The 24,011-nt window shown below is 71.1% G+C and carries 22 protein-coding genes and 2 tRNA genes; 20 read left to right on the top strand and 4 right to left on the bottom strand.

Annotated elements, in window-relative coordinates:
* Nucleotides 1-282: 282 nt before the first annotated feature.
* From galE to rfbD, 4 genes are all read left to right on the top strand, one after another.
* Nucleotides 283-1,254, top strand: coding sequence for a UDP-glucose 4-epimerase GalE (gene galE / locus OG446_RS11370; RefSeq protein WP_328893917.1), 972 nt, complete (start codon nucleotides 283-285; stop codon nucleotides 1,252-1,254).
* A 258-nt stretch (nucleotides 1,255-1,512) separates the two neighbouring features.
* Nucleotides 1,513-2,583 carry a glucose-1-phosphate thymidylyltransferase gene (locus tag OG446_RS11365; RefSeq protein ID WP_328893916.1) on the top strand — a complete coding sequence of 357 codons (1,071 nt, stop codon included), beginning with the start codon at nucleotides 1,513-1,515 and terminating at the stop codon, nucleotides 2,581-2,583.
* Nucleotides 2,580-3,566 carry a dTDP-glucose 4,6-dehydratase gene (gene rfbB, locus OG446_RS11360; protein ID WP_328893915.1) on the top strand — a complete coding sequence of 329 codons (987 nt, stop codon included), beginning with the start codon at nucleotides 2,580-2,582 and terminating at the stop codon, nucleotides 3,564-3,566. Before OG446_RS11365 ends, rfbB begins: the two co-directional genes overlap by 4 nt.
* Nucleotides 3,567-3,598: 32 nt before the next feature.
* Nucleotides 3,599-4,468, top strand: a complete 870-nt coding sequence (gene rfbD / locus OG446_RS11355; protein ID WP_328898271.1) for a dTDP-4-dehydrorhamnose reductase — start codon at nucleotides 3,599-3,601, stop codon at nucleotides 4,466-4,468.
* Here rfbD and rfbC read toward each other — a convergent pair.
* Entirely contained in the window at nucleotides 4,449-5,072 is a 624-nt protein-coding gene (rfbC, locus tag OG446_RS11350; protein WP_328893914.1) for a dTDP-4-dehydrorhamnose 3,5-epimerase, read from the bottom strand. The genes rfbD and rfbC overlap by 20 nt on opposite strands.
* A 199-nt stretch (nucleotides 5,073-5,271) precedes the next feature.
* On the opposite strand from rfbC, the gene proB reads away from it, so the two are divergent.
* From proB to OG446_RS11325, 5 genes are all read left to right on the top strand, one after another.
* Entirely contained in the window at nucleotides 5,272-6,399 is a 1,128-nt protein-coding gene (gene proB, locus OG446_RS11345; RefSeq protein WP_328893913.1) for a glutamate 5-kinase, read from the top strand.
* Between the two features lie 142 nt (nucleotides 6,400-6,541).
* Nucleotides 6,542-7,039 carry a hypothetical protein gene (locus OG446_RS11340; RefSeq protein ID WP_328893912.1) on the top strand — a complete coding sequence of 166 codons (498 nt, stop codon included), beginning with the start codon at nucleotides 6,542-6,544 and terminating at the stop codon, nucleotides 7,037-7,039.
* Between the two features lie 79 nt (nucleotides 7,040-7,118).
* A complete protein-coding gene (locus OG446_RS11335) occupies nucleotides 7,119-8,402 on the top strand; it encodes a glutamate-5-semialdehyde dehydrogenase (RefSeq protein ID WP_328893911.1) in 1,284 nt (427 codons plus the stop codon).
* Between the two features lie 66 nt (nucleotides 8,403-8,468).
* The gene (locus OG446_RS11330) at nucleotides 8,469-9,053 is read left to right on the top strand and encodes an SCO2584 family spore wall biosynthesis protein (RefSeq protein ID WP_328893910.1); all 585 of its coding nucleotides are present in this window, start codon (nucleotides 8,469-8,471) and stop codon (nucleotides 9,051-9,053) included.
* Between the two features lie 392 nt (nucleotides 9,054-9,445).
* Entirely contained in the window at nucleotides 9,446-10,573 is a 1,128-nt protein-coding gene (locus OG446_RS11325; protein ID WP_328893909.1) for an SCO2583 family membrane protein, read from the top strand.
* Here OG446_RS11325 and OG446_RS11320 read toward each other — a convergent pair.
* Nucleotides 10,497-11,642 (bottom strand): M48 family metallopeptidase, encoded by a 1,146-nt coding sequence (locus tag OG446_RS11320; RefSeq protein WP_328893908.1) that lies wholly within the window; start codon nucleotides 11,640-11,642, stop codon nucleotides 10,497-10,499. The genes OG446_RS11325 and OG446_RS11320 overlap by 77 nt on opposite strands.
* A 110-nt stretch (nucleotides 11,643-11,752) precedes the next feature.
* On the opposite strand from OG446_RS11320, the gene OG446_RS11315 reads away from it, so the two are divergent.
* The 9 genes from OG446_RS11315 to OG446_RS11275 all read left to right on the top strand — a co-directional run bounded on the left by OG446_RS11315 (nucleotide 11,753) and on the right by OG446_RS11275 (nucleotide 16,764).
* A complete protein-coding gene (locus OG446_RS11315) occupies nucleotides 11,753-11,905 on the top strand; it encodes a hypothetical protein (protein WP_328893907.1) in 153 nt (50 codons plus the stop codon).
* An 84-nt stretch (nucleotides 11,906-11,989) separates the two neighbouring features.
* Nucleotides 11,990-12,151, top strand: coding sequence for a hypothetical protein (locus OG446_RS11310; protein ID WP_187285139.1), 162 nt, complete (start codon nucleotides 11,990-11,992; stop codon nucleotides 12,149-12,151).
* A 38-nt stretch (nucleotides 12,152-12,189) separates the two neighbouring features.
* Complete coding sequence (gene nadD, locus OG446_RS11305; RefSeq protein WP_328893906.1) at nucleotides 12,190-12,807, top strand: nicotinate-nucleotide adenylyltransferase; 618 nt, start codon at nucleotides 12,190-12,192, stop codon at nucleotides 12,805-12,807.
* 19 nt (nucleotides 12,808-12,826) lie between these two features.
* Entirely contained in the window at nucleotides 12,827-14,572 is a 1,746-nt protein-coding gene (locus OG446_RS11300) for an LCP family protein (protein WP_328893905.1), read from the top strand.
* Nucleotides 14,573-14,774: 202 nt separating this feature from the next.
* Nucleotides 14,775-15,206 (top strand): ribosome silencing factor, encoded by a 432-nt coding sequence (rsfS, locus tag OG446_RS11295; protein WP_328893904.1) that lies wholly within the window; start codon nucleotides 14,775-14,777, stop codon nucleotides 15,204-15,206.
* Nucleotides 15,203-15,856: a histidine phosphatase family protein gene (locus tag OG446_RS11290; protein WP_328898270.1), complete on the top strand. Its 654-nt coding sequence runs from the start codon at nucleotides 15,203-15,205 to the stop codon at nucleotides 15,854-15,856. Before rsfS ends, OG446_RS11290 begins: the two co-directional genes overlap by 4 nt.
* Nucleotides 15,857-15,984: 128 nt before the next feature.
* Nucleotides 15,985-16,057, top strand: a tRNA-Ala gene (locus OG446_RS11285).
* Between the two features lie 289 nt (nucleotides 16,058-16,346).
* Nucleotides 16,347-16,580 carry a hypothetical protein gene (locus tag OG446_RS11280; RefSeq protein WP_148018647.1) on the top strand — a complete coding sequence of 78 codons (234 nt, stop codon included), beginning with the start codon at nucleotides 16,347-16,349 and terminating at the stop codon, nucleotides 16,578-16,580.
* A gap of 111 nt (nucleotides 16,581-16,691) precedes the next feature.
* Nucleotides 16,692-16,764 (top strand) — tRNA-Ala (locus OG446_RS11275).
* A gap of 60 nt (nucleotides 16,765-16,824) precedes the next feature.
* Here OG446_RS11275 and OG446_RS11270 read toward each other — a convergent pair.
* Both OG446_RS11270 and OG446_RS11265 read right to left on the bottom strand, forming a co-directional pair.
* Entirely contained in the window at nucleotides 16,825-18,402 is a 1,578-nt protein-coding gene (locus OG446_RS11270) for an NADH-ubiquinone oxidoreductase-F iron-sulfur binding region domain-containing protein (protein ID WP_328893903.1), read from the bottom strand.
* On the bottom strand, nucleotides 18,399-19,706 hold the full coding sequence (locus tag OG446_RS11265; protein ID WP_328893902.1) for a hypothetical protein: 1,308 nt from the start codon (nucleotides 19,704-19,706) through the stop codon (nucleotides 18,399-18,401). The genes OG446_RS11270 and OG446_RS11265 overlap by 4 nt, the downstream gene beginning before the upstream one ends.
* A 394-nt stretch (nucleotides 19,707-20,100) precedes the next feature.
* Here OG446_RS11265 and leuS point away from each other — a divergent pair, with 394 nt between their 5' ends.
* Nucleotides 20,101-22,974, top strand: a complete 2,874-nt coding sequence (leuS, locus tag OG446_RS11260) for a leucine--tRNA ligase (RefSeq protein WP_328893901.1) — start codon at nucleotides 20,101-20,103, stop codon at nucleotides 22,972-22,974.
* 156 nt (nucleotides 22,975-23,130) lie between these two features.
* Nucleotides 23,131-23,859: a hypothetical protein gene (locus OG446_RS11255; protein WP_328893900.1), complete on the top strand. Its 729-nt coding sequence runs from the start codon at nucleotides 23,131-23,133 to the stop codon at nucleotides 23,857-23,859.
* The last annotated feature ends 152 nt before the right edge of the window (nucleotides 23,860-24,011 follow it).

The raw sequence follows: 24,011 nt of genomic DNA, 5'->3' as shown, positions 1-24,011 counted from the left end.
CACCGATTCGCACCGCGGAATCGTGGGGGAGGGCCTGAGCACCTGAACAGCGTAATTGATCGACATCCACCCGCCGTGGCCTTGTGTTTGCCCCGGCTTCATCCATGACTGCCCGGCTTCACCCGCGGTGTTCCCCGGGCGTCACCCCATGCACGGCTTCATGTCGCACGATAATACGGTTGAGGGTTATTTGTCTGATTCGATTTCGCGTGCACGTAAGGTGAACCTGTCGGTGGAGCGCGCACAGCAGCGGCACCACGTACAGAGGGAGAGACGCACAGAATGACCTGGATGGTTACGGGCGGGGCCGGATACATAGGTGCGCACGTCGTGCGGGCGATGCTCGCCGGCGGTCTGCGGGTGGTCGTGTACGACGACCTCTCCACGGGGAACGCCGCGAGCGTGCCCGACGGTGTCCCGCTGGTCACCGGCAGCGTGCTGGACCGGCAGGCCCTGGACGCCGCGATCCGTGACCACACCGTGACGGGTGTGGTGCATGTCGCAGGCAAGAAGCAGGTCGGCGAGTCCGTCGAGCGCCCCCTCTATTACTACCGGGAGAACGTGACCGGTCTGGAGGTGCTGCTGGAGAGCATGGTCGCGGCTGGAGTCGACCAGCTGGTGTTCTCCTCGTCGGCCGCCGTCTACGGCATGCCCGACGTGGACCTCGTCACGGAGGACACCCCCTGTGCGCCGATGAGCCCGTACGGCGAGACCAAGCTCGTCGGCGAATGGCTGATCCACGCCGCCGCCCGGGCCCACGGACTGCGCTGCGCGTCCCTGCGCTACTTCAACGTCGCCGGCGCGGCCTCGCCCGAGCTCGCCGACGCCGGGGTGTTCAACCTCATCCCGATGGTCTTCGAGCGCCTGGAGGCCGGCGAGGGCCCGCGGATCTTCGGCGACGACTACGCGACGCCCGACGGCACCTGCGTCCGCGACTACATCCATGTGGAGGACATCGCCTCCGCCCACCTCGCCGCCGCACGCCGGCTGGAGGGGGCCGAGCCCGGCACGGACCTCACGCTGAACATCGGCCGCGGCGAGGGCAGCTCGGTGCGCGAGATGGTCGATCGCATCCTCAAGGCGACGGACCACGGGGAGATCGCCCCCGAGGTGGCCCCCCGCCGCGCCGGTGACCCCGCTCGCGTGGTCGCGGGCGCGGACCGGATCCGTGCGGAGCTGGGCTGGTCGGCCCGGTACGGCGTCGACGAGATGATCGAGTCCGCCTGGCAGGGATGGCGCCTGCGCCACCCGTAGGGCCTTTGACCGACGGACAAGCGAAATACGGAGAATTCGATATCGAGTTCGACGTCACGTGCCGGTGCGACGCATTTCGTGATCCGGCGGGAGCGAAACGAAGCGGAATGGTTACGGGGGGCCGCCGCTTTTCCTCCGGACGAGTCGGTAAGCGGGTCGGCGGAGCTGTTTCGCCGCGGATGAGCGGGCGGACCTGACTAAGGTCACCCGGTAGGTCGCAGCTGCGACAGGACCGCCGACTCATCGTGGGGCAGATCAGTGAAGGCTCTCGTACTTTCCGGTGGGGCAGGCACCCGGCTTCGTCCCATCACTCATACCTCGGCCAAACAACTGGTCCCGGTGGCGAACAAACCGGTGCTGTTCTACGGGCTCGAAGCCATCGCGGAAGCGGGCATCACCGAAGTCGGCATCATCGTGGGCGACACCGAGGAGGAGATCCGCGCGGCGGTCGGCGACGGATCCCGGTTCGGCATCGACGTCACCTACATCCCGCAGTCCGAACCCCTCGGCCTCGCCCACGCGGTCCTGATCGCCCAGCGCTTCCTCGGCGACGACGACTTCGTCATGTACCTCGGCGACAACTTCATCGTCGGCGGGATCGCCGGACTGGTCGAGGGGTTCTGCGCGGACCGGCCCGACGCCCAGATCCTGCTGACCCGGGTGCCCGACCCGACCGCCTTCGGCGTCGCCGAGCTCGACGGGGACGGCAGGGTCGTGGCCCTTGAGGAGAAGCCCAAGGAGCCCAAGAGCGACATGGCGCTCGTCGGCGTCTACCTCTTCACCAAGGTCATCCACGAGGCCGTCCGCTCCATCCGCCCGTCCTGGCGCGGCGAGCTGGAGATCACCCACGCCATCCAGTGGCTGATCGACCAGGAACGCGACGTCCGCTCCACCACGATCCGCGGATACTGGAAGGACACCGGCAACGTCACCGACATGCTGGAGGTCAACCGCACCGTGCTGGAGACCGTCGAGCCCTGCACCCGTGGCGCCCACGTCGACGACGAGAGCGAGATCATCGGCCGGGTCCGGATCGAGCCGGGCGCCCGGGTCACCCGCAGCCGGATCGTCGGCCCCGCCATCATCGGCGCCCGCTCGGTGATCAGCGACGCCTACGTCGGACCGTTCACCTCGGTCGCCCACGACTGCCGGATCGAGGACAGCGAGATCGAGTACTCCATCGTCCTGCGGGGCGCCTCGATCGACGGTGTCCGCCGCGTCGAGGCCTCCCTCATCGGCCACGAGGTCGAGGTGACCCCCGCACCCCGGAGCCCCTCCGCCCACCGACTCGTCCTCGGCGACCACAGCAAGGTGCAGATCTCCTCATGACGACCCACCTCCTGGTGACCGGCGGCGCCGGCTTCATCGGCTCCCACTACGTCCGTACGCTGCTGGGCCCGGACGGCCCCGGCGACATCACCGTGACCGTGCTCGACAAGCTCACCTACGCGGGGAATCCCGCCAACCTCGACGCCGTGCGCGACCACCCCGGATTCTCGTTCGTCCAGGGCGACATCTGCGACGCCGAGCTGGTAGGCGGCCTCATGGCCGGGCACGACCAGGTGGTGCACTTCGCCGCCGAATCGCATGTGGACCGCTCCATCGACGGCGGCGCCGAGTTCGTGCGTACGAACGTCCTGGGCACCCACACCCTCGTCCACGCCGCGCATCTGGCGGGCGTCCGGACCTTCGTGCACATCTCCACCGACGAGGTCTACGGATCGATCGACGAGGGTTCCTGGACCGAGAGCGAGCCGCTCGCGCCCAACTCCCCGTACTCCGCCTCCAAGGCGTCGAGCGACCTGATCGCGCTGTCCTACCACCGCACCCACGGACTGGACGTGCGGGTGACCCGCTGCTCCAACAACTACGGGCACCACCACTTCCCCGAGAAGGTCATCCCGCTCTTCGTCACCAACCTCCTCGACGGCCGGCCGGTCCCGCTGTACGGCGACGGCGCCCACGTCCGCGACTGGCTGCACATCGACGACCACGTCCAGGGCATCGAACTCGTCCGCACCAAGGGCCGCGCGGGCGAGGTCTACAACATCGGCGGCGGCACAGAGCTCTCCAACAAGGAGCTCACCGGACTGCTCCTGGAGGCGTGCGACGCCGCATGGGACACCGCCGTCGTCCACGTCGAGGACCGCAAGGGCCACGACCGGCGCTACTCCGTCGACTGCACCAGAATCCGCGAGGAGCTCGGCTACGAGCCCCGCAAGGACTTCCGTACCGGGCTCGCCGAGACCGTGCGGTGGTACCGCGAGAACCGCTCCTGGTGGGAGCCGCTCAAGGAGAGGGCCGCGCTGTGAGCGCGGTCTGGCTGGTCACCGGGGCCGCCGGAATGCTCGGGCAGGACCTCATGGCCGCGCTCGCCCACGAGGACGTCACCGCCGTCGCCGCGGACCGCGCGGCCCTGGACATCGCCGACCCCGCCGGTGTCCGTGAGGCGTTCGCCGCCCACCGTCCCGCCGTCGTGGTCAACTGCGCGGCCTGGACCGCCGTCGACGACGCAGAAGCCCGGGAGGACGCCGCCCTGCGGATCAACGGCACCGGCCCCGCCGTCCTGGCGGCCGCCTGCCGCGAGCACGGCGCCGTCCTGCTCCACGTCTCCACCGACTACGTCTTCGCCGGGGATGCCGTCCTCCCGTACCCCGAGGACGCCCCCACCGCCCCGCGCAGCGCCTACGGCCGCACCAAACTCGCCGGCGAACGCGCCGTGCTGGAGACCCTCCCCGACACCGGCTACGTCGTGCGCACCGCCTGGCTCTACGGTGCGGGCGGCGCCAACTTCGTCCGCACGATGATCCGGCTGGAGGGCGTCAAGGACACCCTCGACGTGGTGGACGACCAGCGCGGACAGCCCACCTGGACCGTCGACCTGGCCGCGCGGCTGGTCCGGCTCGGACAGGCCGCGCTCGACTCCACCGCCCCGGCGGGCGTCTACCACGGCACCAGCGCCGGCGAGACGACCTGGTGCGGCTTCACCCGGGAGATCTTCCGGCTGCTCGGCGCGGACCCGGCCCGGGTCCGGCCCACCACCAGCGGCGCATACCCCCGCCCGGCCCCCCGGCCCGCGTACAGCGTGCTCGCTCACCACCGGTTCGCCGCCGCCGGTATCGAGCCCATCCGGGACTGGCGCGCCGCCCTGGACGAGGCGTTCCCGGCCCTGCTCGCCGCGGAACGCCCCCTGGTCAGCGGCCGGCCGGGCTGAGCGCGGGTTCCCCCGCCCGGAGCCGCGCGTAGTACGCCTCGCACTCCGCGTACGACGGAAGCAGCCCCAGCTGCCCCGCCTCAGCGAGCGACGGTGCCGCGGCGTCCTTTCCGGACAGCAGCGGCACGATGTCCGCGGGCCACTCGATGCCCAGCTCCGGATCGAGCGGATCGATGCCGCGCTCGCGCCCGGGCGCATAGCCCTCGGAACAGAGATAGAGGACGCCCGCGTCGTCCGTCAGCGCCATGAAGGCGTGACCGAGCCCCTCGGCGATGTAGACCGCCCGGTGATCGGTGTCGTCCAGACGGACCGCCTCCCACCGCCCGTACGTGCGCGAGCCGGCCCGGACGTCCACGATCACGTCGAGCACCGCGCCCCGTACGCACTTCACGTACTTCGCCTGACCCGGCGGCACATCGGCGAAGTGGATCCCCCGCAGCGTACCCCGGCGGGACGTGGAGAAGTTGGCCTGCGCGAGCCCCAGCCGATGGCCCGCGGCCTCCCCGAGATCCGAGGCCCTGAACCACTCGTGGAAGCTCCCGCGGGAGTCGGGGATGACCTCGGGCTCGTGCACCCAGGCCCCGGGGATGGAGAGCTGGCGCATGCGATCACGTCCTGTTCCTGGAATTCGCCGGGTCTTCGGCGGTGGAGCCGCCACCCCCTGCAACGAGTCGCGGTGCGGAACGGATACGGAACGGTACGGATGCGGACGAAACGGGGTCCACGGTGCGGAACGCGAAGGCGCCGCTTCCCGTGCTCGCGTAGATTGCGGGGTCCAGCGAGGCGAACCATGGGGGATGCACGTGTCAGGGGCCAGGCAGGGCGTCACGGAGGCCCGGAGGATCGTCGTCAAGGTCGGTTCCTCCTCCCTCACCACCGCCGCGGGAGGCCTCGACGCCGACCGGGTCGACGCACTCGTCGACGTCCTCGCCAAGGTGCGCAGCGGCGGCGAGCGCGAGGTCGTCCTCGTCTCCAGCGGCGCCATCGCGGCCGGACTCGCCCCCCTCGGACTGCACCGCAGGCCCAAGGACCTGGCCAGGCAGCAGGCCGCGGCCAGCGTCGGCCAGGGACTGCTCGTCGCCCGCTACACCGCCTCCTTCGCCCGCTACGGCGTCCGTGTCGGCCAGGTCCTTCTCACCAGCAACGACACCAGCCGCCGCGCCCACTACCGCAACGCCTACCGCACCCTGGACCAGCTCCTGGACATGGGCGCGCTGCCGATCGTCAACGAGAACGACACCGTCGCCACCGACGAGATCCGCTTCGGCGACAACGACCGGCTCGCCGCGCTCGTCGCGCACCTGGTCCGGGCCGACCTGCTGATCCTGCTCTCCGACGTGGACGGCCTCTACGACGGCGACCCGAGCATCCCCGGCACCACCCGCATCGCCGAGGTCACCGGCCCCGCCGATCTGGCCGGGGTCAGCATCGGGAGCGCAGGCAAGGCGGGCGTCGGGACCGGCGGCATGGTCACCAAGGTCGAGGCCGCCCGGATCGCCACCGCGGCCGGCGTCCCGGTCGTCCTGACCTCGGCGAGCCACGCGGCCGACGCCCTGGCCGGCCGCGACACGGGCACTTACTTCCACCGCACCGGACGCCGCTCGGCGGACCGGCTGCTGTGGCTCGCCCACGCCTCCACCCCGCAGGGTTCGCTGACCCTGGACGACGGGGCCGTGCAGGCGGTCGTGGAGCGCCACAGCTCGCTGCTGCCGGCCGGGATCGCCGCGGTCGAGGGCGAGTTCACCGCGGGGGACCCGGTGGAACTGCGCGATCTGCGGGGCCGGCCGGTCGCCCGCGGCCTCGTCAACTTCGACGCCAAGGAGATCCCGCAGCTCCTCGGACGCTCCACCCGTGATCTGGCCCGCGAACTCGGTCCCGCCTACGAACGCGAGGTCGTACACAGGGACGATCTTGTCGTTCTCGACGCCTGACGACCCCCTGAAACGGCTGAAAGTCCAGCCTTCGGGCAGAGACCTTCACGAAAACCGCCCCAAGCCGGGCCGCGGACTGGTCCACTTTGTAGCAGGGACACTGCGGGGTTCAGCACAGCAACACATTCACAGGAGGCCGCCGGTGAGACGAGCGCGCCCGGGGGCGCCGCCCCGAGGAACGGGTGGCCGCGCCCTGACCAGCGTCGGAGCAGGGGTCGGCTTCGACGGAAGCAGGTCCGCGGACCGGAGAGACGAACGGACCGGGCCGGAACCGGCGCCGGCCGGCCAGGAACGCCATGCCTCGAAGCTGTGGCACATCACGCTCTGCGTCTCCGGCACCGAGATTCCGCTGAAGGAGGTCAGACGCGGCCTCGAACAGCTCGCGCACGACCACCCCTTCCTGCTGACCAGCCGCTATGCCAACGACCACGCGGAAGTCCGCTACTGGGAAGAGGCCCGCGACCTGCACGACGCGGCGGCGGTGGCCCTGCGGCTGTGGGGTGAGCACCGCTCCAGCGCGGGACTGCCGCCCTGGGAGATCGTCGGTCTGGAGGTCATCGACCGCGAGACGTACCACCAGCGCGTCGCCGAGGGGTACGGGCCGCCCCCGGCCGCCCCGGTCGGCGTGCACCCGTACTGAACCGGCCGTCCCCCGGACGGCCGTCTCGCATCACGGGATACGTGACGGATGCCCGCAGCGTGCGCATTACCCTGCGGGCATGACCACGCTTTCGCCGTACGACAACATGTCCCCGGTCGCCCAGGCCGCCTACCGGGCCCGCTCCGCCGCCGCCGACATCGCGCCACTTCCGCGCGCGGCGAAGGACGACGCGCTGCTGGCGATCGCGGACGCGCTCGAAGTGCGGACCAGCGACATCCTCGCGGCCAACGCCGAGGACGTGGCGCGCGCCCGCGAGGCCGGGACCAGCGAGTCGGTCGTCGACCGGCTCACCCTCACCCCCGAGCGGATCCGCGCCATCGCGGCCGACGTGCGGGACGTGGCGGCGCTGCCCGACCCGGTCGGCGAGGTGGTGCGCGGTTCGACCCTGCCCAACGGCATCGATCTGCGCCAGGTCCGGGTGCCGCTCGGCGTCGTCGGGATCATCTACGAGGCGCGGCCCAACGTGACGGTGGACGCCGCGGCCCTCTGCCTGAAGTCGGGCAACGCCGTGCTGCTGCGCGGTTCGTCATCCGCCTACGCCTCCAACAGCGCACTCGTACGGGTGCTGCGTGACGCGGTCGGCGGCTCCGGTCTGCCGGCCGACGCGGTCCAGCTGGTGCCGGGCGAGAACCGTGATTCCGTCACCGAGCTCATGCGGGCCCGAGGCCTGGTCGACGTGCTCATCCCGCGCGGCGGCGCCTCGTTGATCCGCACCGTCGTCGAGGAGTCCACCGTCCCGGTGATCGAGACCGGAACCGGCAACTGCCATGTGTACGTGGACGCGCAGACCGACCTCGACATGGCCGTCGCCATCCTGGTCAACTCCAAGGCGCAGCGCCCGAGCGTCTGCAACGCCGCGGAGACGCTCCTGGTCCACAAGGACGTCGCCGACGCGTTCCTGCCGCGGGCCCTGGACGCTCTCGCCGAGGCCGGGGTGACCGTGCACGGCGACGAGCGGGTCCTGGAGTACGCCGGGGGAACCAAGGCCACCGTGGTGGCGGCGACGGCGGAGGACTGGGAGACCGAGTACCTCTCGTACGACATCGCGGCGGCCGTCGTGGAGTCGCTGGACGCGGCCGTGGCGCACATCCGGCTCTGGTCCTCCGGCCACACCGAGGCGATCGTGACGACCTCGCAGGCCGCGGCACGCCGTTTCACCCAGTTGGTGGATTCGACGACGGTGGCCGTGAACGCGTCGACGCGGTTCACGGACGGCGGCCAGTTCGGCTTCGGCGCGGAGATCGGAATCTCCACCCAGAAGCTGCACGCCAGGGGCCCGATGGGGCTTCCGGAGCTGACGTCCACGAAGTACATCGTGACCGGCGACGGCCATGTGAGGTGACCGGAGTGATGCGTCGAATGTGCCGTCTCCCTGCCCAAAACCACCCAGCGGGTCTAGGCTGAAGCTGTGCCGGACGACGTGGGGGGCAGGCCGCTCCCGAACGGCTGGGAGCCCGACGACGACCGCGGGGGCGCGGACGAGGACTTCGCCTCCGTGGTGTTCGACGAGGACTTCGTCCAGGCAGCCGAGTTCCACGAACCGACCGCGGTCGAGCGGCTGTTGGCCGCCGCCGAGGCACGCGCCGAGGCCGACGCGTTCCGGGCCCGGGCCGGCGGTGGCCCGCTGGAGGACGACCTCTACGACGACGGCTACGGGCCGGGCGGCACGTACGGGCCCGGCTACGACCCGCTCGACGAGGACGACGACTACGTCAGCGGCCCCTACGGACGTCACGGCGGCGCCCTGCGTCCCTACCGGGGAGCCGCCCGCTGGCACCGGCCGGTGGCCTGGCTGCTCGCGCTGCTGATGGGCGTCGGCATGATCGCCCTGGCCTTCAGCGCCGTCTTCCGCAACACCTCGGGCGACCGCCAGGACCAGGTCCCGCCACCGTCGAGGAGCGGCGTGGACAGCGCGCCCGGGCCCACATCGGCCCCGTCCGCCGCGGACGGCTACTCCCGCCCGATGGTCTCCGCCGTCCCGCGCACGCCCTGAGTCCGCCGAGCGTCCGCCGCACGCCCGGAGTCCGCCGAAGCGCCCCGGACGCCCTGAGCCCCCTGACGCCGCCGAAGCGTCCCCCGGGCCCGGCCTCCGCCACGCCCGCTCCCGCCGCTTCCAGGGCGGCTGACGCTTCCCGGGCCGCTGACGCTTCCCCCGCCCGGATCCGCCCGACCGGGGGAACCCCGCGGCAGTTCCCGCCCGTCACCGCGTTTACCTCCGCCGTAATCGACCTACCCTGAAGATATGACCCCTCACCCGTTCGAAGAGGGGGCTTCTCACTTGTCCGTGCATGCCCACGCATGACGGGCAGACCCCGTCCGGAGCCTTTCGGCTGGAAGGGGCGCACCGTTTCGGCCCCGGTCGGTGGCGTGGAGTCGGGAGAAGTCATGGCAGACCGCGGAGATCCACCCGAAGGCCCGTCGGAGAACGGTGCGAGCGGCAGCGAGGACGAGTACCGCTCACTCGTCTTCGACGAGTCGTTCGTCCGCGCTGCCCGGCTGCAGGAGTTCTCCGCCCAGGAGCGGATGGGGGAGCACGCCCGTGCCGTCCGGAGCCGGCCGGGCCGGTCCGTCCGCAACGGCTCACGGGCCGCGCTCGCCCTCGTCGTCCTGATCGCCCTGGCCTTCGGCGCCGCCGTCTTCATGGGCTTCCGCCACCCCTACCAGAACCCCGTCACCAGCCGGGCCGAGCCGATGCGGATGACCGTCGTCCCGCTGGCCCCGCGCGGTGCCGTGCCCGCCGGCACCCCGGCCGGCCTCTTCGCGAGCAGCCCCGCCGCCTCGTTCCCGAAGGGGGACGCGGGCATCAGCCTTCCGGTGACCCGGCGGACGGACAACTTCTCCGACAGCCAGGTGTACACCGCCCTGGCCACGGCCAAGGACTATCTGACGGCCTCCTCGCTCGACCTCGACGTCCTCGGCGGGAACGCGGTACGGCCCGTGGAGTCACTCCTCGATCCGGACCAGATGCAGCAGTTCGAACGGAGCATGGACACCCCGCAGGACGACGGTCAGCACGCGGCGACCGGCTGGCTGGTGCGGTTCGACCCGGCCGAGGTCACCCCCGATCCGGAGATCCGGGTCCGGGGCACCCTGCGGTACGCCGAGACGGGCGCCGACGCCCTGGAGGTGGTGTCGGACCACACCTTCGCCTATGTGCTCCACCCGGCCGTCTCCGGCCCCCGACGGGCGGGCGGCGCCTCGCTGTTCACCGTACGGCGGGAGATGCGCTTCCGGTTCGACCGGGACGATCTGCGGCTGCACCGGCTGGAGGTGCGGACCAGCTACGTCCAGGCCGGCCCGCAGTCCTGCCCGGACGACACCACCGGCGCCCTGCGACCGCTGCTCGCGGGCGAGCGGGCGGTGGCCCGCGGCCCGGCGGGCACCGACCCGTACGCGACGGGCCGGCCCACCGGGGCGCTGTGCGGGACCCTGGAGATCAGCTCCCGGCCGTCCCGGGACCGGACGGATCTTCAGGGTCCTCGGGCCTCCGGGACTCCTGCGAGCCGTCCGTAGCGCTGTCCCCGGCCGCCCCGGCACCCTTGCCGCCGCCGCCCGCGCCGGTGAACTTGTCACGGAGCTTGCCGCCCAGGTCACCGGCGCCGCCCGCTATGTCACCGACCAGCTTCATCAGCGGGTCCTTGCTGCTGCGCACCGAATCGGCGTAGTGCGAGGCGGACTCCTTGAACGCGTCCGTCACCGAGGTGTCCTTGTCCTCGTCGCGCCGCGGGTAGTGGCCGTCCATGATCCGCTGGTAGTCGCGGGTCTCGGACCACTTCTTCAGCTCGGCCGCGCGCACCGTCGTGAACGGGTGCGAACGGGGGAGCACGTTCAGGATCTTGAGGACGGAATCGCGCAGATCGCCTGCCTTCTCGTACTCGTCGGCCTGGGCGAGGAACGCGTCCACGTTCATCTCGTGGAGGTGGTTGCCGCCGGCGATCTTCATCAGCCCGCGCATCGAGGCCCGGAGGTCCTGGCCGACCAGCAGCCCGGCCCGGTCGGCGGACAGTTCGGACTTGCGGAACCACTCGCGCAGCGCAGTGACGATCGCCATGATCGCGACGTTGCCGAGGGGGATCCACGCCACCTTGAGGGCGAGGTTGGTGAGGAAGAGCAGGATCGTGCGGTACACGGCGTGACCGGACAGGGCGTGCCCCACCTCGTGGCCGACGACCGCCCGCATCTCCTCCTCGTCGAGCAGCTCGACCAGGCCCGTCGTCACCACGATGATCGGCTCGTCCAGACCGATGCACATGGCGTTCGGCTGCGGGTTCTGGCTGACGTACATCGGCGGGACCTTCTCCAGGTCCAGGATGTAACAGGCGTCCCGCAGCATGTCGTTGAGATGGCTGAACTGCGCGTCGCTCACCCGGACGGAGTCCGACAGGAAGAGCAGTCGCAGACTGCGCTCCGGCAGCAGCCCGCTCAGCGCCTTGAAGACGGTGTCGAAACCGCTCAGCTTGCGCAGCGCCACCAGGGCCGAGCGGTCCGCCGGGTGTTCGTACGCCCGGGAGGAGATCCCGGGGAATCGCCTGCGCTGCCTGCTCGGCACCTGGCCTTGGCTCTCGTGGCTGCCGTCGGTCATGAATGGGCCCCCTGTTCGTACGAGACGCTGCTCGCCCCCTGACAAATCCCAGCGTAGGTGCTGGGGCTACGGTGTGCGGGGGGCTGTGGACAACTGAGGAGACGCCCGACATGCCGCACACCGTTGCTCTGCTCGCTGCCGCAGCCGAGGACCAGGGGCCGGGCAACACGATCCGCATCGTGCTGATCGCCTCGCTCGTCGGAGCGGCCCTGCTCGCCTGGTTCCTGCTGCGCGGATACCGCAACGACGACAACAACGACTGAGTCGGCGTGAGCGTGCCCGGGGCACCCGCATACGATGTCCGCGACGTCTTCCCTCCGACTCCCGATCGATAGGTCCTGCCGAAGATGAGCCTCACGAGCACCGCACACCAGCTGGTCACCGTCGCCGCCGAGGGCGAGCACGGTGGCAACCACGAAAGTCTCAGCCCGCTCCTCACCGGTGGCGGTGCGTTTGTCGCGCTTCTCCTCCTTCTGTGGATCACCACGCGCTTCAACCGCGACCGCTGAGGCCGAGGCGTACAGCTGTGCCAGTAGGCTCTGCACGCATGGGAGAGCAGGAAGTGCCTACCGGCCGCGGAAAGCGCCGACTCGGCGTGATGGGCGGGACGTTTGACCCGATCCATCATGGACACCTGGTGGCGGCCAGTGAAGTGGCCGCCCAGTTCCACCTCGACGAGGTGATCTTCGTTCCGACCGGGCAGCCGTGGCAGAAGAGCCACAAGGAGGTCTCCCCGGCCGAGGACCGCTATCTGATGACCGTCATCGCGACGGCGTCCAACCCGCAGTTCTCGGTCAGCCGGAGCGACGTCGACCGCAAGGGCCCGACGTACACGATCGACACCCTGCGGGACCTGCGCGAGGTCCACGGCGACGCGGACCTCTTCTTCATCACGGGCGCCGACGCCCTCTCCCAGATCCTCACCTGGCGGGATGCCGACGAGCTCTTCTCGTTGTCCCACTTCATCGGTGTGACGCGGCCGGGGCACGTGCTCACGGACGACGGGCTGCCTGAGGGGGGCGTCTCCCTCGTGGAGGTTCCCGCACTGGCCATCTCCTCGACGGACTGCCGTGCGAGGGTCGCCCAGGGGGAGCCGGTCTGGTACCTGGTGCCGGACGGCGTGGTCCGCTACATCGACAAGCGCCAGCTGTACCGCGGCGAATGAGCCACGGAGAGGGGCACCGGTGAACGACCGACAGAATCCGTACGACCCGTACTACCAGCAGCCGCAGATCGTCGGCTACGACGAGTACGGGCAGCCGGTGTACCAGCAGCCCGGACAGCAGCCGTACGACCCGTACGCCCAGCAGCAGCCCCAGGCGCCGCACCAGGCACAGCAGCCCCAGCAGCAGGCGCCGCAGGCCGGTCAGGGGTACGGCTACGACCCGTACGCCCAGCAACAGCAGCCGGCCGCGCCCCCGCAGCAGTACGACCCGTACGGCACCCAGCACCACCCGCAGCCGCAGCAGCCTCCGCAGCAGGGTTACGGCTACGACGGTGGCTACGGTTACGACACGGGCCAGCAGCCCGCCGCGGTCGACACCACCCAGCAGTGGAGCATCCCGCAGCAGGCCCCGGCACCCGAAGCCGCGCCGGCCCCGCCGCAGCGGGGCCCGGAACCGGAGCAGGCCGCGCAGCCCGAGACGGGCGTCCCGGGGCCGCGCAGGGGAGACCGCGACTACCGCACGGAGCAGTTCTCCTTCATCGAGGAGCCCGACGAGGACTCCGAAGACGTCATCGACTGGCTGAAGTTCACCGAGAGCCGCAGCGAACGCCGCGAGGAAGCACGCCGTCGCGGTCACAACCGGATGGTCGCGCTGATCGTCGTCGCCGCCCTCGTCGTGGTCGGCGGCGTCGGCTACCTGTGGTCGGCGGACAAGCTTCCCGGAGTCTCCGCGTCGGACGAGAAGAGCACCACGGCGACCGGCCCGCAGCGGCGGGACGTCATCGTGGTCCACCTCCACAACACCAAGGCCGGCGGCACGTCCACGGCCCTGCTCGTCGACAACGTCACCACCAAGCAGGGCACCACCGTCCTGCTGCCCAACTCGCTGGCCGTCTCCGACGAGGACGGTGCCACCACCACGCTCGGCAAGTCGGTCGACGACGACGGGACGTCCGGAACACGTGAGTCCATCGACTCCCTGCTCGGCACCGAGATCAGCGGCACCTGGCGGCTCGACACCCCGTACCTGGAGAACCTCGTCGACCTGGTCGGCAACATCGAGGTCGACACGGACACGGCTGTTCCCGACGCCAAGAAGGGCGCCGCGCCGCTGGTGAAGAAGGGTGAGGCGCAGACCCTCAGCGGCCCGATGGCCGTCGCGTACGCCACGTACCGCGGTCCCGGCGAGGCCGAGGCCAAGCAGCTGATGCGGTTCGGGCAGGTCATGCGTGGCGTGCTGCGGAAGATCTCCGACGATCCGAAGGCCGCCACGGTCACCGTCCAGACGCTGGCCCAGATCCTCGACCCGTCCCTGCCCGAGCAGGACCTGGGCGCCTCGCTGGCCAAGCTCGCCGAGCACGCCAAGATCGGCGACTACAAGACCGCGCTGCTGCCCGTCCAGGACGACGGCACCCTCACCGAGGCCGCTACGGAGAGTGTGGTCAAGGACATCCTGGGCGGCTCGTTCAAGGCCCCGGCCGCGGACGCGGCGGTGCGGGTCGGCATCAAGAACGCCACGGGCAGCGACCGCGGTACGGAGTCCGCCCGGATCGAGCTGGTCAACGGCGGCTACACCTTCGTCAACAGCGGGAAGTCCGACGCCGTGACCTCCTCCGAGGTCGTCTACAAGGACGCGGCGGACAAGAAGAAGGCGGCCGAGGTCGCCGCGACCCTCGGACTGCCGGCGAGCGCGGTGAAGCAGGGCAAGGCGGCCGGCAACGCCGACGTGTCCGTCGTCATCGGCAAGGACTACAAGATCAAGTAGGCCGGCGGTACGGCCTGACCGGTGCACCGGTCAGGTTCGGGGCGGCTCCGGAATCCTTTCCGGGGCCGCCCCGAAGCCGTTCCCGGACCTGCTCCGGGGCGCCGCCCGACGGCTTCTGAACGGCTTCGAAAGATGACTGCGTGGGCTGTCGGCGGTCCGTGAGACCCTAGAGGTTGATCTGACCGCCGACGAAAGCCTGCATGTGACCGCCACGGACCGCTCCATCGAGCTCATCAACGCCGCCGCTCAGGCGGCCGCCGACCGGCTCGCGCACGACATCATTGCGTACGACGTCAGCGACGTGCTGTCGATCACGGACGCCTTCCTGCTGGCTTCGGCCCCCAACGACCGCCAGGTCAAGTCGATCGTCGACGAGATCGAGGAGCAGCTTCAGAAGAAGCTCGGCGCCAAGCCGGTCCGCCGTGAGGGCGACCGCGACGCCCGCTGGATCCTCCTCGACTACGTCGACATCGTCATCCACGTCCAGCACAGCGAGGAGCGCGTCTTCTACGCGCTGGAGCGCCTGTGGAAGGACTGCCCCGAGATCCCTCTTCCCGAGGACGCCGTGAAGACCCGCGGCAAGGCCGAGGAGCACGCACAGCTCACCGGCGGCACGGAAGGTGAACTGAGCTGACCGGCAGCGGAAGCGGCAGGGGCCGCAGGATCGTCCTCTGGCGACACGGCCAGACGGCGTGGAACCTGGAGCGCCGGTTCCAGGGCTCCACGGACATCGAGCTCACCGACGAGGGCGTCGAGCAGGCCCGGCGGGCCGCCCGGCTGCTCGCCGGGCTGAAGCCGGACGCGATCGTCGCATCCGATCTGCGGCGGGCCGCGGCCACGGCGGCCGAGCTCGCCGCGATCACCGGGCACGCCATCGCGCACGATCCGGGGCTGCGTGAGACCTATGCGGGCGCCTGGCAGGGCCTCACCCACGAGGAGATCGTGGGGCTGTACGGCGAGCAGTACGCCGCGTGGAAGCGCGGCGAGCCCGTACGGCGCGGCGGCGGTGAGCTGGAGACCGAGGTCGCCGACAGGGCTGCCCCCGTCGTGCTCGCGCATGCCGACAAGCTGCCCGACGACGGCACGCTCGTCGTCGTCAGCCACGGTGGCACCATCCGGACCACCATCGGCCGGCTGCTGGGTCTGGAAGCGCACCACTGGGAAGGGCTCGGCGGGCTCTCCAACTGCTGCTGGTCGGTGCTGGGCGAGGGTGCCCGCGGCTGGCGTCTGCTGGAGCACAACGCCGGCACGCTGCCCGAACCGGTGCTCGGCGACGACGCCTGACCGGGTGCCCGGGCGGCGTCCGCAGGGCGTCTTCGGGCAGCACCGGCCGGATTTCACTTTCTGGCTGGTCACAGGCTAAAGTTCTTCTTGTTCGCAGCGCGGAAACGCAGGGAAACACAGCGGACAGCGGGGCTATAGCTCAGTTGGTAGAGCGCCTGCATGGCATGCAGGAGGTCAGGAGTTCAATTCTCCTTAGCTCCACAATCAGGATCCCGTCCCCGTCAGGGGGCGGGATCCTTGCTTGTTCCGGGGTGTGGTCTCCGAGGATCTCCGGCGGGCTGCCCCTCTTGCGGGCTCATGGCAGAATCGGACCGCCGGAGGGGGAGACGGACCGAACGGGGAGGAGCGTGCGATGCCTGCGAGCCGCCACGATCTCCTGGACCTGCCCCCGGAGCCCGTCCGGATGCGTCCCCCGGTGATCCGAACGCCCGGTGGTCACACCGGAATCCTTCCCCTGTGCACGGCCCGCGGCCGCACCCGGAGCTGATCCATGGGTGCACACAGGAGGAAATGCGACTGGTGCGGCAGCGGTACGCCCATCGTCAGGGACATGGACCCGGTCAACGTGGACTACCAGTACTGGTGCGAGGAATGCGCGCGGGCGCTGGTCATAAAGGGCGACCCCATCGAGACCTACCGGGAGCTCGAGGGGGAGCCGATCTACGGACGGCTGCTGGAGGAGCACTGCACGCTGAAGCGGTTCTACTCCTTCGCCACCGCCTGAACCGCCCTCGGTGAACGGCTGGAGAGGGGCCGATCGGAAACGATTTGGTGGACGGCCGGGGTGACCGGTAATGTTCTCGATGTCGCCACGGGAGACCGGGCAGCACAGCACGGGGCTATAGCTCAGTTGGTAGAGCGCCTGCATGGCATGCAGGAGGTCAGGAGTTCAATTCTCCTTAGCTCCACAGTGAAGAACGACTGGCGGGCCATCCGATTCGGATGGCCCGCCAGTCGTTTGTGCCGGGTCAACTCCGGCCGCTGCCGAGGGCCTTACGGCCGGTGCCCGGAGGCAGGGCAGGCCGCTCGGGAGCCGGTTGCTCGATCCGGAGCGCCAGGGCGGGGCAGCGGCGTACGGCACGCTGTGCGCGTCCCCGCAGATGCATCGGTACCGCGGCGTCCGCGAGGGCCGGATAGCCGTCGGGGCCCAGCCTGATCAACTCCGGGACGATGTCGGCGCACAGGCCGTGGCCCCGGCAGAGCGTCCAGTCCACGGCCAGCTTCTCGCCGCTGGGAATGGACTCCTCCACATCCTGGTAACCGGGTGCGGGAAGCGGGAGGACGCCGAGCGTCTCGCGGCCGCAGCCGCCGTCCAGCACATGGGCGGCCAGATCGTCGGTGAAAGCGGAGAGCGTGGAGGACAGGAAGCGCGCCGAACCGTCCGGGTGCTTGCAGGCGCCCCGCCCCTTCACCGCCAGGGTCACCTCACGCAGTGCCTCCAGTGCGGCAGGGCCGCCCCCGTTCAGCACGTCGGAGAGCCCGCCCGCGGCGGCCGGCAGGCCGAGCCTGCACGGGCCGCACTGGCCCGCGGTCTCGGCGGCCAGCCAGTTCGCCACGCGCAGGGACTCGCCGAGTGGACAGGTCTCCGGCCCGATCGGCAGGATCGCGCCCGCTCCCAGCGCTCCGCCCACCGCGGCCAGCGACTGACGGGAGACGACGGCATCGTGCAGGGCGTTCGTACTGATCCAGCTGCCGTGATAGCCGCCCGTCAGCACGCCCTGCGGCAGTGGGGGCGCACCGGCCAGCTGGAGCACGTACCGCAGCGGCACCCCCGTGGGCACCTCGACGACCATCGGACGCGCGACCGCGCCGGAGAGCGTGAGGAGCACCGTTCCCGGCTCGTCGGGGAGCCCGGTGTTCCCGTAGCGACGGGCGCCCATGCGGGCGGCGACGGCGAGTTGCGCGTACGTCTCCGCGTTCGACAGCAGGGTCGGGGCGCCCCCGACCCCCGACTCGGCGGCCCGTTCGCGGCGCCCGGGCGGCAGGGCGGGGCCACCGGACGCGGCCCGGATGACGGCCGAGGCCTCCCCGGAGACCATGCGTTCCGGCGTACGCACCACCCGGGCCCGCAAGGGCTGCCCACGCCGGTCGGACAGACCCCGTTCGGCGAGGGCGGAGCGCACCGAGATCTCCGTGGAGTTACGGGTGACGGCGACGATCAGGGTGCGGGCGCCGAGCGCCTCCGCGGCCAGCAGGGCGCCGTCCAGGATGAGGTGCGGAGCGCGGTTGAGGAGCACCGTGTCCTTGCGGCAGGCGGGCTCGCCCTCGCTGCCGTTGATCACGACGACCGGCCGCACCCCTCGCCGGATCGACGCCTTGGCGACGGCCCGCAGCTTTCTGCCGAAGGGGAATCCGGCGCCGCCGCGGCCGTTCAGCGAGATGGCCTCGGCGAGCTCCGCCAGACGTTCGCCGGTCATCGGCTCCAGCGGTCCGTGCACCTTCAGGTGCATACCGAGGTCGAGCCGCTCCACCAGGTCGAAGCCGCTGGTCAGTTGGGGGAGGCCGACGACGCGCACTTCCGGTACGTCGGGGAGGGGGATGTTCACGGTCGGTCTCCTGCGGGTGCGGTCCAGGGCTCTCCGGCCGGGGGCGGGTAGAACGGCCCCGGAAGCGGTGCGGTGTCGCCGACGGCGGGCAGCGGGGCGGTCGCGGCTCCGGAGACGCGCGGAGGCTCCTGGGCGGGGGCGTAGGGCGTGGGCGGCTCGTACGCGGTGTACGGAGGGTCCGCCGCCGCGGCGGGCGCGGGCGGCGGCCGCAGCGCCTGGGCCGGCGGAGCGGGCGACGGCGCCGGCCAGCGGCCGGACGGTTCTCGTCGTGTGGCCGTTCCGGCGGTCGGTGAGACCGCGCGGTACCCGGCGGCGATCCCCGGCCCGGGCCCCGTGAGGCCGCCGGGCCGGCCCGGGGGCGGGCCGCCCAGGCGGTCGGAGCTGCGGGGCGGGGCCTCGTACAGCGGCGGGGCGGGTGCCCGGAGTGTGGTCCGGGGGTGCTCGAAGGACGAGGGCAGCGGGGTGCCGCGCGGCTGACTGCCGACGCCGCTCCGACCGGTGCCGGTGCTGACCGCGTCCGGCCCGTACGTCCCCGGCAGGGTCGTGGTGTCCGCACCGGGCAGCGGCGCCTCGCGGGCCACCGGGTCCGGATCGGCGGGCAGGGCGTCCGGCTTGACCAGAGCGGTGATCAGTCCGGCGATCCGACGCTTCACCGGCGGTGGCAGCACGCGCAGGCACAGCACGGCCGCCACCGCGACGAGACACAGGCTGTACATCACGACGACCCAGACGGCGGGCGGCCGGCCCGCGTACAGACCGTGCACCAGCGCGGCGCACCAGGCCGGGTAGGACAGCGCGTGCAGCGCACGCCAGCGCCCGGCGACCTTGCTGGGGCTGGCGAAGGCGCTGCGCAGCGCGCCCGTGGCGGCGGCCACCACCATCAGCAGTCCGGCCAGCGCGCCGAAACCGATGAGCCCCGCCGTACCCCCGACACCGAGACCGAAGGGGATGACGGCGCCGAGCAGCGCCACGTGCCCCAGCGAGACCTTCACCGTGACATGGAGCAGCAGGAAGCCCAGCGAGGCGGCAGCGGCGGTGCGGTGGACGGCCTGGCCGATCAGCCGCTGACGCGAGGAGAGGAACAGCCGGTCGGTCGCGAGGAGGCCCCAGCCCACCGCGGCGGTGAGCGAGACCAGCGAGAGGACACCGGTCGTGAAGTCGAGCGTGGCGCGCACACCGTCACTGCCCGCCACGGCGAGCAGCGGCAGGAGAACCAGCACAGCGACGGTCAGCCCGCCCTGTACCTGACGGCTCGGCCCCTGGAGAGGGGCGGCCGATGAGCGGATCTTGCGATGAGGGTTCATGGGGGGCGACTCCGAATGGCTCGGCAAAGCGGTCCCGTTGCCGCATGCTAAGTCGCTCCATACCGGCCGGTACGAGGTTTGGATGGTTGCCCCGATAGAGGGCATTACGCGGAGTAACCCCCGCTTCCCGGACGTTCTGACGCGTGGCCCACCGCCCCCCGTGTCCACGGATCGGCGGTGCCCGGAAGAGAGCCGGGCCTGTGCGGTACCCTGACGCCATGCGTGCCGTACGCCTTCTGCTTAGCGAGCCGCGCTGATCAGTCCCGACCGGTGAGAATGCCTGGTCGGCATCAGCGCGGCGTCCCCTCCTGTGCGAGGGGCTTTTTCGTTTCCGTAGACGCGTGTCCGTAGACGTGGGCGCCGGCAGATGACGATCGATGGAGCTTTGAGGATCATGAGCGAGACGAATTCCGCAGCCGACGTTGCTGCGCCGCACCGCTATACGGCAGCGATGGCCGCCGACATCGAGGCACGCTGGCAGGACTTCTGGGACGCCGAGGGCACCTACGAGGCGCCGAACCCGACCGGTGACCTGGCGGGCGACCCGGAGCTGGCCGCCAAGCCGAAGAAGTTCATCATGGACATGTTCCCGTACCCCTCGGGTGCGGGGCTGCACGTGGGCCACCCGCTGGGCTACATCGCCACCGACGTCTTCGCCCGTCACCAGCGGATGACCGGCCACAACGTCCTGCACACCCTGGGCTTCGACGCCTTCGGCCTGCCCGCGGAGCAGTACGCCGTACAGACCGGCACGCACCCGCGGATCTCGACCGAGGCCAACATCGAGAACATGACGGCGCAGCTGCGCCGGCTGGGCCTGGGCCACGACAAGCGCCGCTCGTTCGCCACGATCGAGTCCGAGTACTACAAGTGGACCCAGTGGATCTTCCTGCAGATCTTCAACTCCTGGTACGACACCGACGCGGACCGCGCCCGGCCCATCGCCGAACTGGTCGCCCAGTTCGAGAGCGGCGAGCGCCCGACCCCGGACGGCCGTGACTGGAGCGCGCTGAGCGCCGCCGAGCGCGCCGACGTCCTGAGCGACCACCGGCTGGCCTACGCCTCCGACGCACCCGTCAACTGGTCGCCCGGCCTGGGCACCGTCCTGGCCAACGAGGAGGTCACCGCCGACGGCCGCTCCGAGCGCGGCAACTTCCCCGTCTTCAAGGCCAAGCTGCGTCAGTGGAACATGCGCATCACGGCCTACGCCGACCGCCTGCTGAACGACCTGGACGGGCTGGACTGGCCCGAGGCCATCAAGCTGCAGCAGCGCAACTGGATCGGCCGCTCCGAGGGCGCGCGCGTCGACTTCCCCGTCGACGGGGCCGGCAGCATCACCGTCTTCACCACCCGCCAGGACACCCTGTTCGGCGCCACCTACATGGTGCTGGCGCCGGAGCACGAGCTGGTCGAGCGGATCACTCCCGCCGCCTGGCCCGACGGCACCCACGCCGTCTGGACCGGCGGCCACGCCACCCCGGCCGAGGCCGTCACCGCGTACCGCAAGCAGGCCGCCGCCAAGTCCGACGTGGAGCGGCAGGCCGAGGCCAAGGACAAGACGGGCGTCTTCACCGGTGCGTACGCGACCAACCCGGTCAGCGGCGAGCAGGTACCCGTCTTCATCGCCGACTACGTCCTGATGGGCTACGGCACCGGCGCGATCATGGCCGTACCGGCGCACGACGCGCGCGACTTCGCCTTCGCGCGCGCCTTCGAGCTGCCGATGCGCTGTGTCGTCGAGCCGTCGGACGACCGCGGCACGGACGCCTCCACGTGGGAGGACGCCTTCGGCTCGTACGACGCCAAGCTGGTCAACTCCGCGAACGACGAGATCTCGCTGGACGGCCTGGGCGTCGTGGACGCCAAGATCCGGATCACCGAGTGGCTGAAGGAGCACGGGGTCGGCGAGGGCACCGTCAACTTCCGGCTGCGCGACTGGCTGTTCAGCCGCCAGCGCTACTGGGGCGAGCCCTTCCCGATCGTGTACGACGAGGAGGGCATCGCCCACCCGCTGCCCGAGTCGATGCTGCCGCTGGAACTGCCGGAGGTCGACGACTACTCGCCGCGCACCTTCGACCCGGACGACGCCGACACCCAGCCCGAGACCCCGCTGTCGCGCAACGCCGACTGGGTCAACGTCACGCTGGACCTGGGCGACGGCAACGGCCCCAGGAAGTACCGCCGCGAGACCAACACCATGCCCAACTGGGCCGGTTCCTGCTGGTACGAGCTGCGCTACCTGGACCCGAACAACAGCGAGAAGCTGGTCGACCCGGCGATCGAGCAGTACTGGATGGGCCCGCGCGAGGGGCAGCCGACCGGCGGCGTCGACCTGTACGTGGGCGGTGCCGAGCACGCGGTGCTGCACCTGCTGTACGCCCGCTTCTGGTCCAAGGTGCTGCACGACCTGGGCCACGTCTCCTCCGCCGAGCCGTTCCACAAGCTGTACAACCAGGGCATGATCCAGGCCTTCGTCTACCGGGACAGCCGCGGCATCGCGGTCCCGGCGGCCGAGGTCGAGGAGCGCGACGGGGCGTACTACTACGAGGGAGAGAAGGTCTCCCGCGTCCTGGGCAAGATGGGCAAGTCCCTGAAGAACGCCGTGACGCCCGACGAGATCTGCGGCGAGTACGGCGCCGACACGCTGCGCCTGTACGAGATGGCCATGGGTCCCCTGGACGTGTCGCGCCCCTGGGACACGCGCGCGGTCGTCGGCCAGTACCGCCTGCTGCAGCGCCTGTGGCGCAACATCGTCGACGAGGAGAGCGGCGAGGTCACCGTCGTCGACACCGAGCCCGGCGAGGACACGCTGCGCGCGCTGCACAAGGCGATCGACGGCGTCGGCGGCGACATGGCCGGGATGCGCTTCAACACGGCCATCGCCAAGGTCACAGAGCTGAACAACCACCTGACCAAGGCCGGTGGCCCGCTGCCGCGTCCCGTCGCCGAGGCACTGGTGCTGCTGGTGGCGCCGCTGGCGCCGCACATCGCCGAGGAGCTGTGGCGCCGACTGGGCCACACCGAGTCGGTCGTGCACCAGGACTTCCCGGTCGCCGACCCGGCGTACGTCGTGGACGAGACCGTGACCTGCGTCGTCCAGATCAAGGGCAAGGTCAAGGCGCGCCTGGAGATCTCCCCGTCGATCACGGACGCCGAGCTGGAGGCCCTGGCCCTGGCCGACCCGGCCGTCGTCGCGGCACTGGACGGGGCGGGCATCCGCAAGGTGATCGTCCGGGCACCGAAGCTGGTGAACATCGTTCCGGCCTAGCCGACGGTCGTGGCGCCCGTCCTCATGACGGTGTGAGGGCTTTCCCCTACGGGCAGGTTGGGGGTTCCGATGGAACCCTCCGCCTGCCCGTTCCGTTTACGGTGGAGGGGCGGGTGAAACCGTGCCGCAAGCCGTCACACCATCCGAGGGGCGCTCATGGAAGCCGTCATCCTGATTCTGGGGCTGCTCGTCGTCGCCTTCATGGCCCTGGGCGTCTACGCGACCGTCAAGGTCGTCGGGGCGGCCAAGCGCGGCGTGGACCGCACCATCACGCAGGCCCGCCGCACGGTGGAGGACACCACGCTGCGGGCCAAGAGCTACGGACAACTGGGCGTCGGCGGCGAGCTGGCACAGCTCCGCCTCTCGCTGCGCACCTCGATGCGGGCCACTCAGGAGGCGCTGCAGTCGGGCGCGGTCGAGGACGCCTCGCTCTCGGAGTCGCTGGGCCTGTTCCAGCGTCTCGGGGTGCACGGCCGCGAGCTGGACGAGGACCTGAAGCGGCTGGAACGCGAGCCCGACAAGGCGACGGTCGCCTCGCTGCTGCCGGACCTGAAGAAGCGCACCGAGCGGATCACGCGCGCCGCGGAGTCCCTGCGTTGGGCCGCCAGGGACCGGGCCCGGCAGTTCGCCGACGACGATCTGGAGGCGCTGAACGTGCAGATCGACGTGGAGGCCGGAGCGCTGCGGCACTGGACGACGGAGGAGCCGGCTGCGGAGGCCCGGACGGCGGCGTCTCCGGAGGCTCCGGCGGCCCGCGGCCAGGAGCAGTCCGGGACGGGCCCGGCAGGCGCTGAAGGGGCCCCGCAGGCCATCACGGCCCCGGACCCCCGGCTGCGGACGGAATATCCGTGGCAGAAGGCGGCACGGCCGGAGACCACGAACTGACGGCGTTCGCGGAAGCGGATCCTTTCGGCGCGGATGCGGGCGAGGCGCGGGCACGGCGCGGGCGAGGCGCGGCCGAGGGCGCGACGCGGGCGCGGATGCGAGCGAGGGCAGGGCGGTGGTTGTGGCCAGGACCGGCCGTTATGATCGTGTGG

Origin of the sequence: Streptomyces sp. NBC_00236 (genome assembly GCF_036195045.1) — a bacterium.
GTDB lineage: Bacteria > Actinomycetota > Actinomycetes > Streptomycetales > Streptomycetaceae > Streptomyces.
This window is presented reverse-complemented; position numbering and strand designations above follow the sequence as displayed.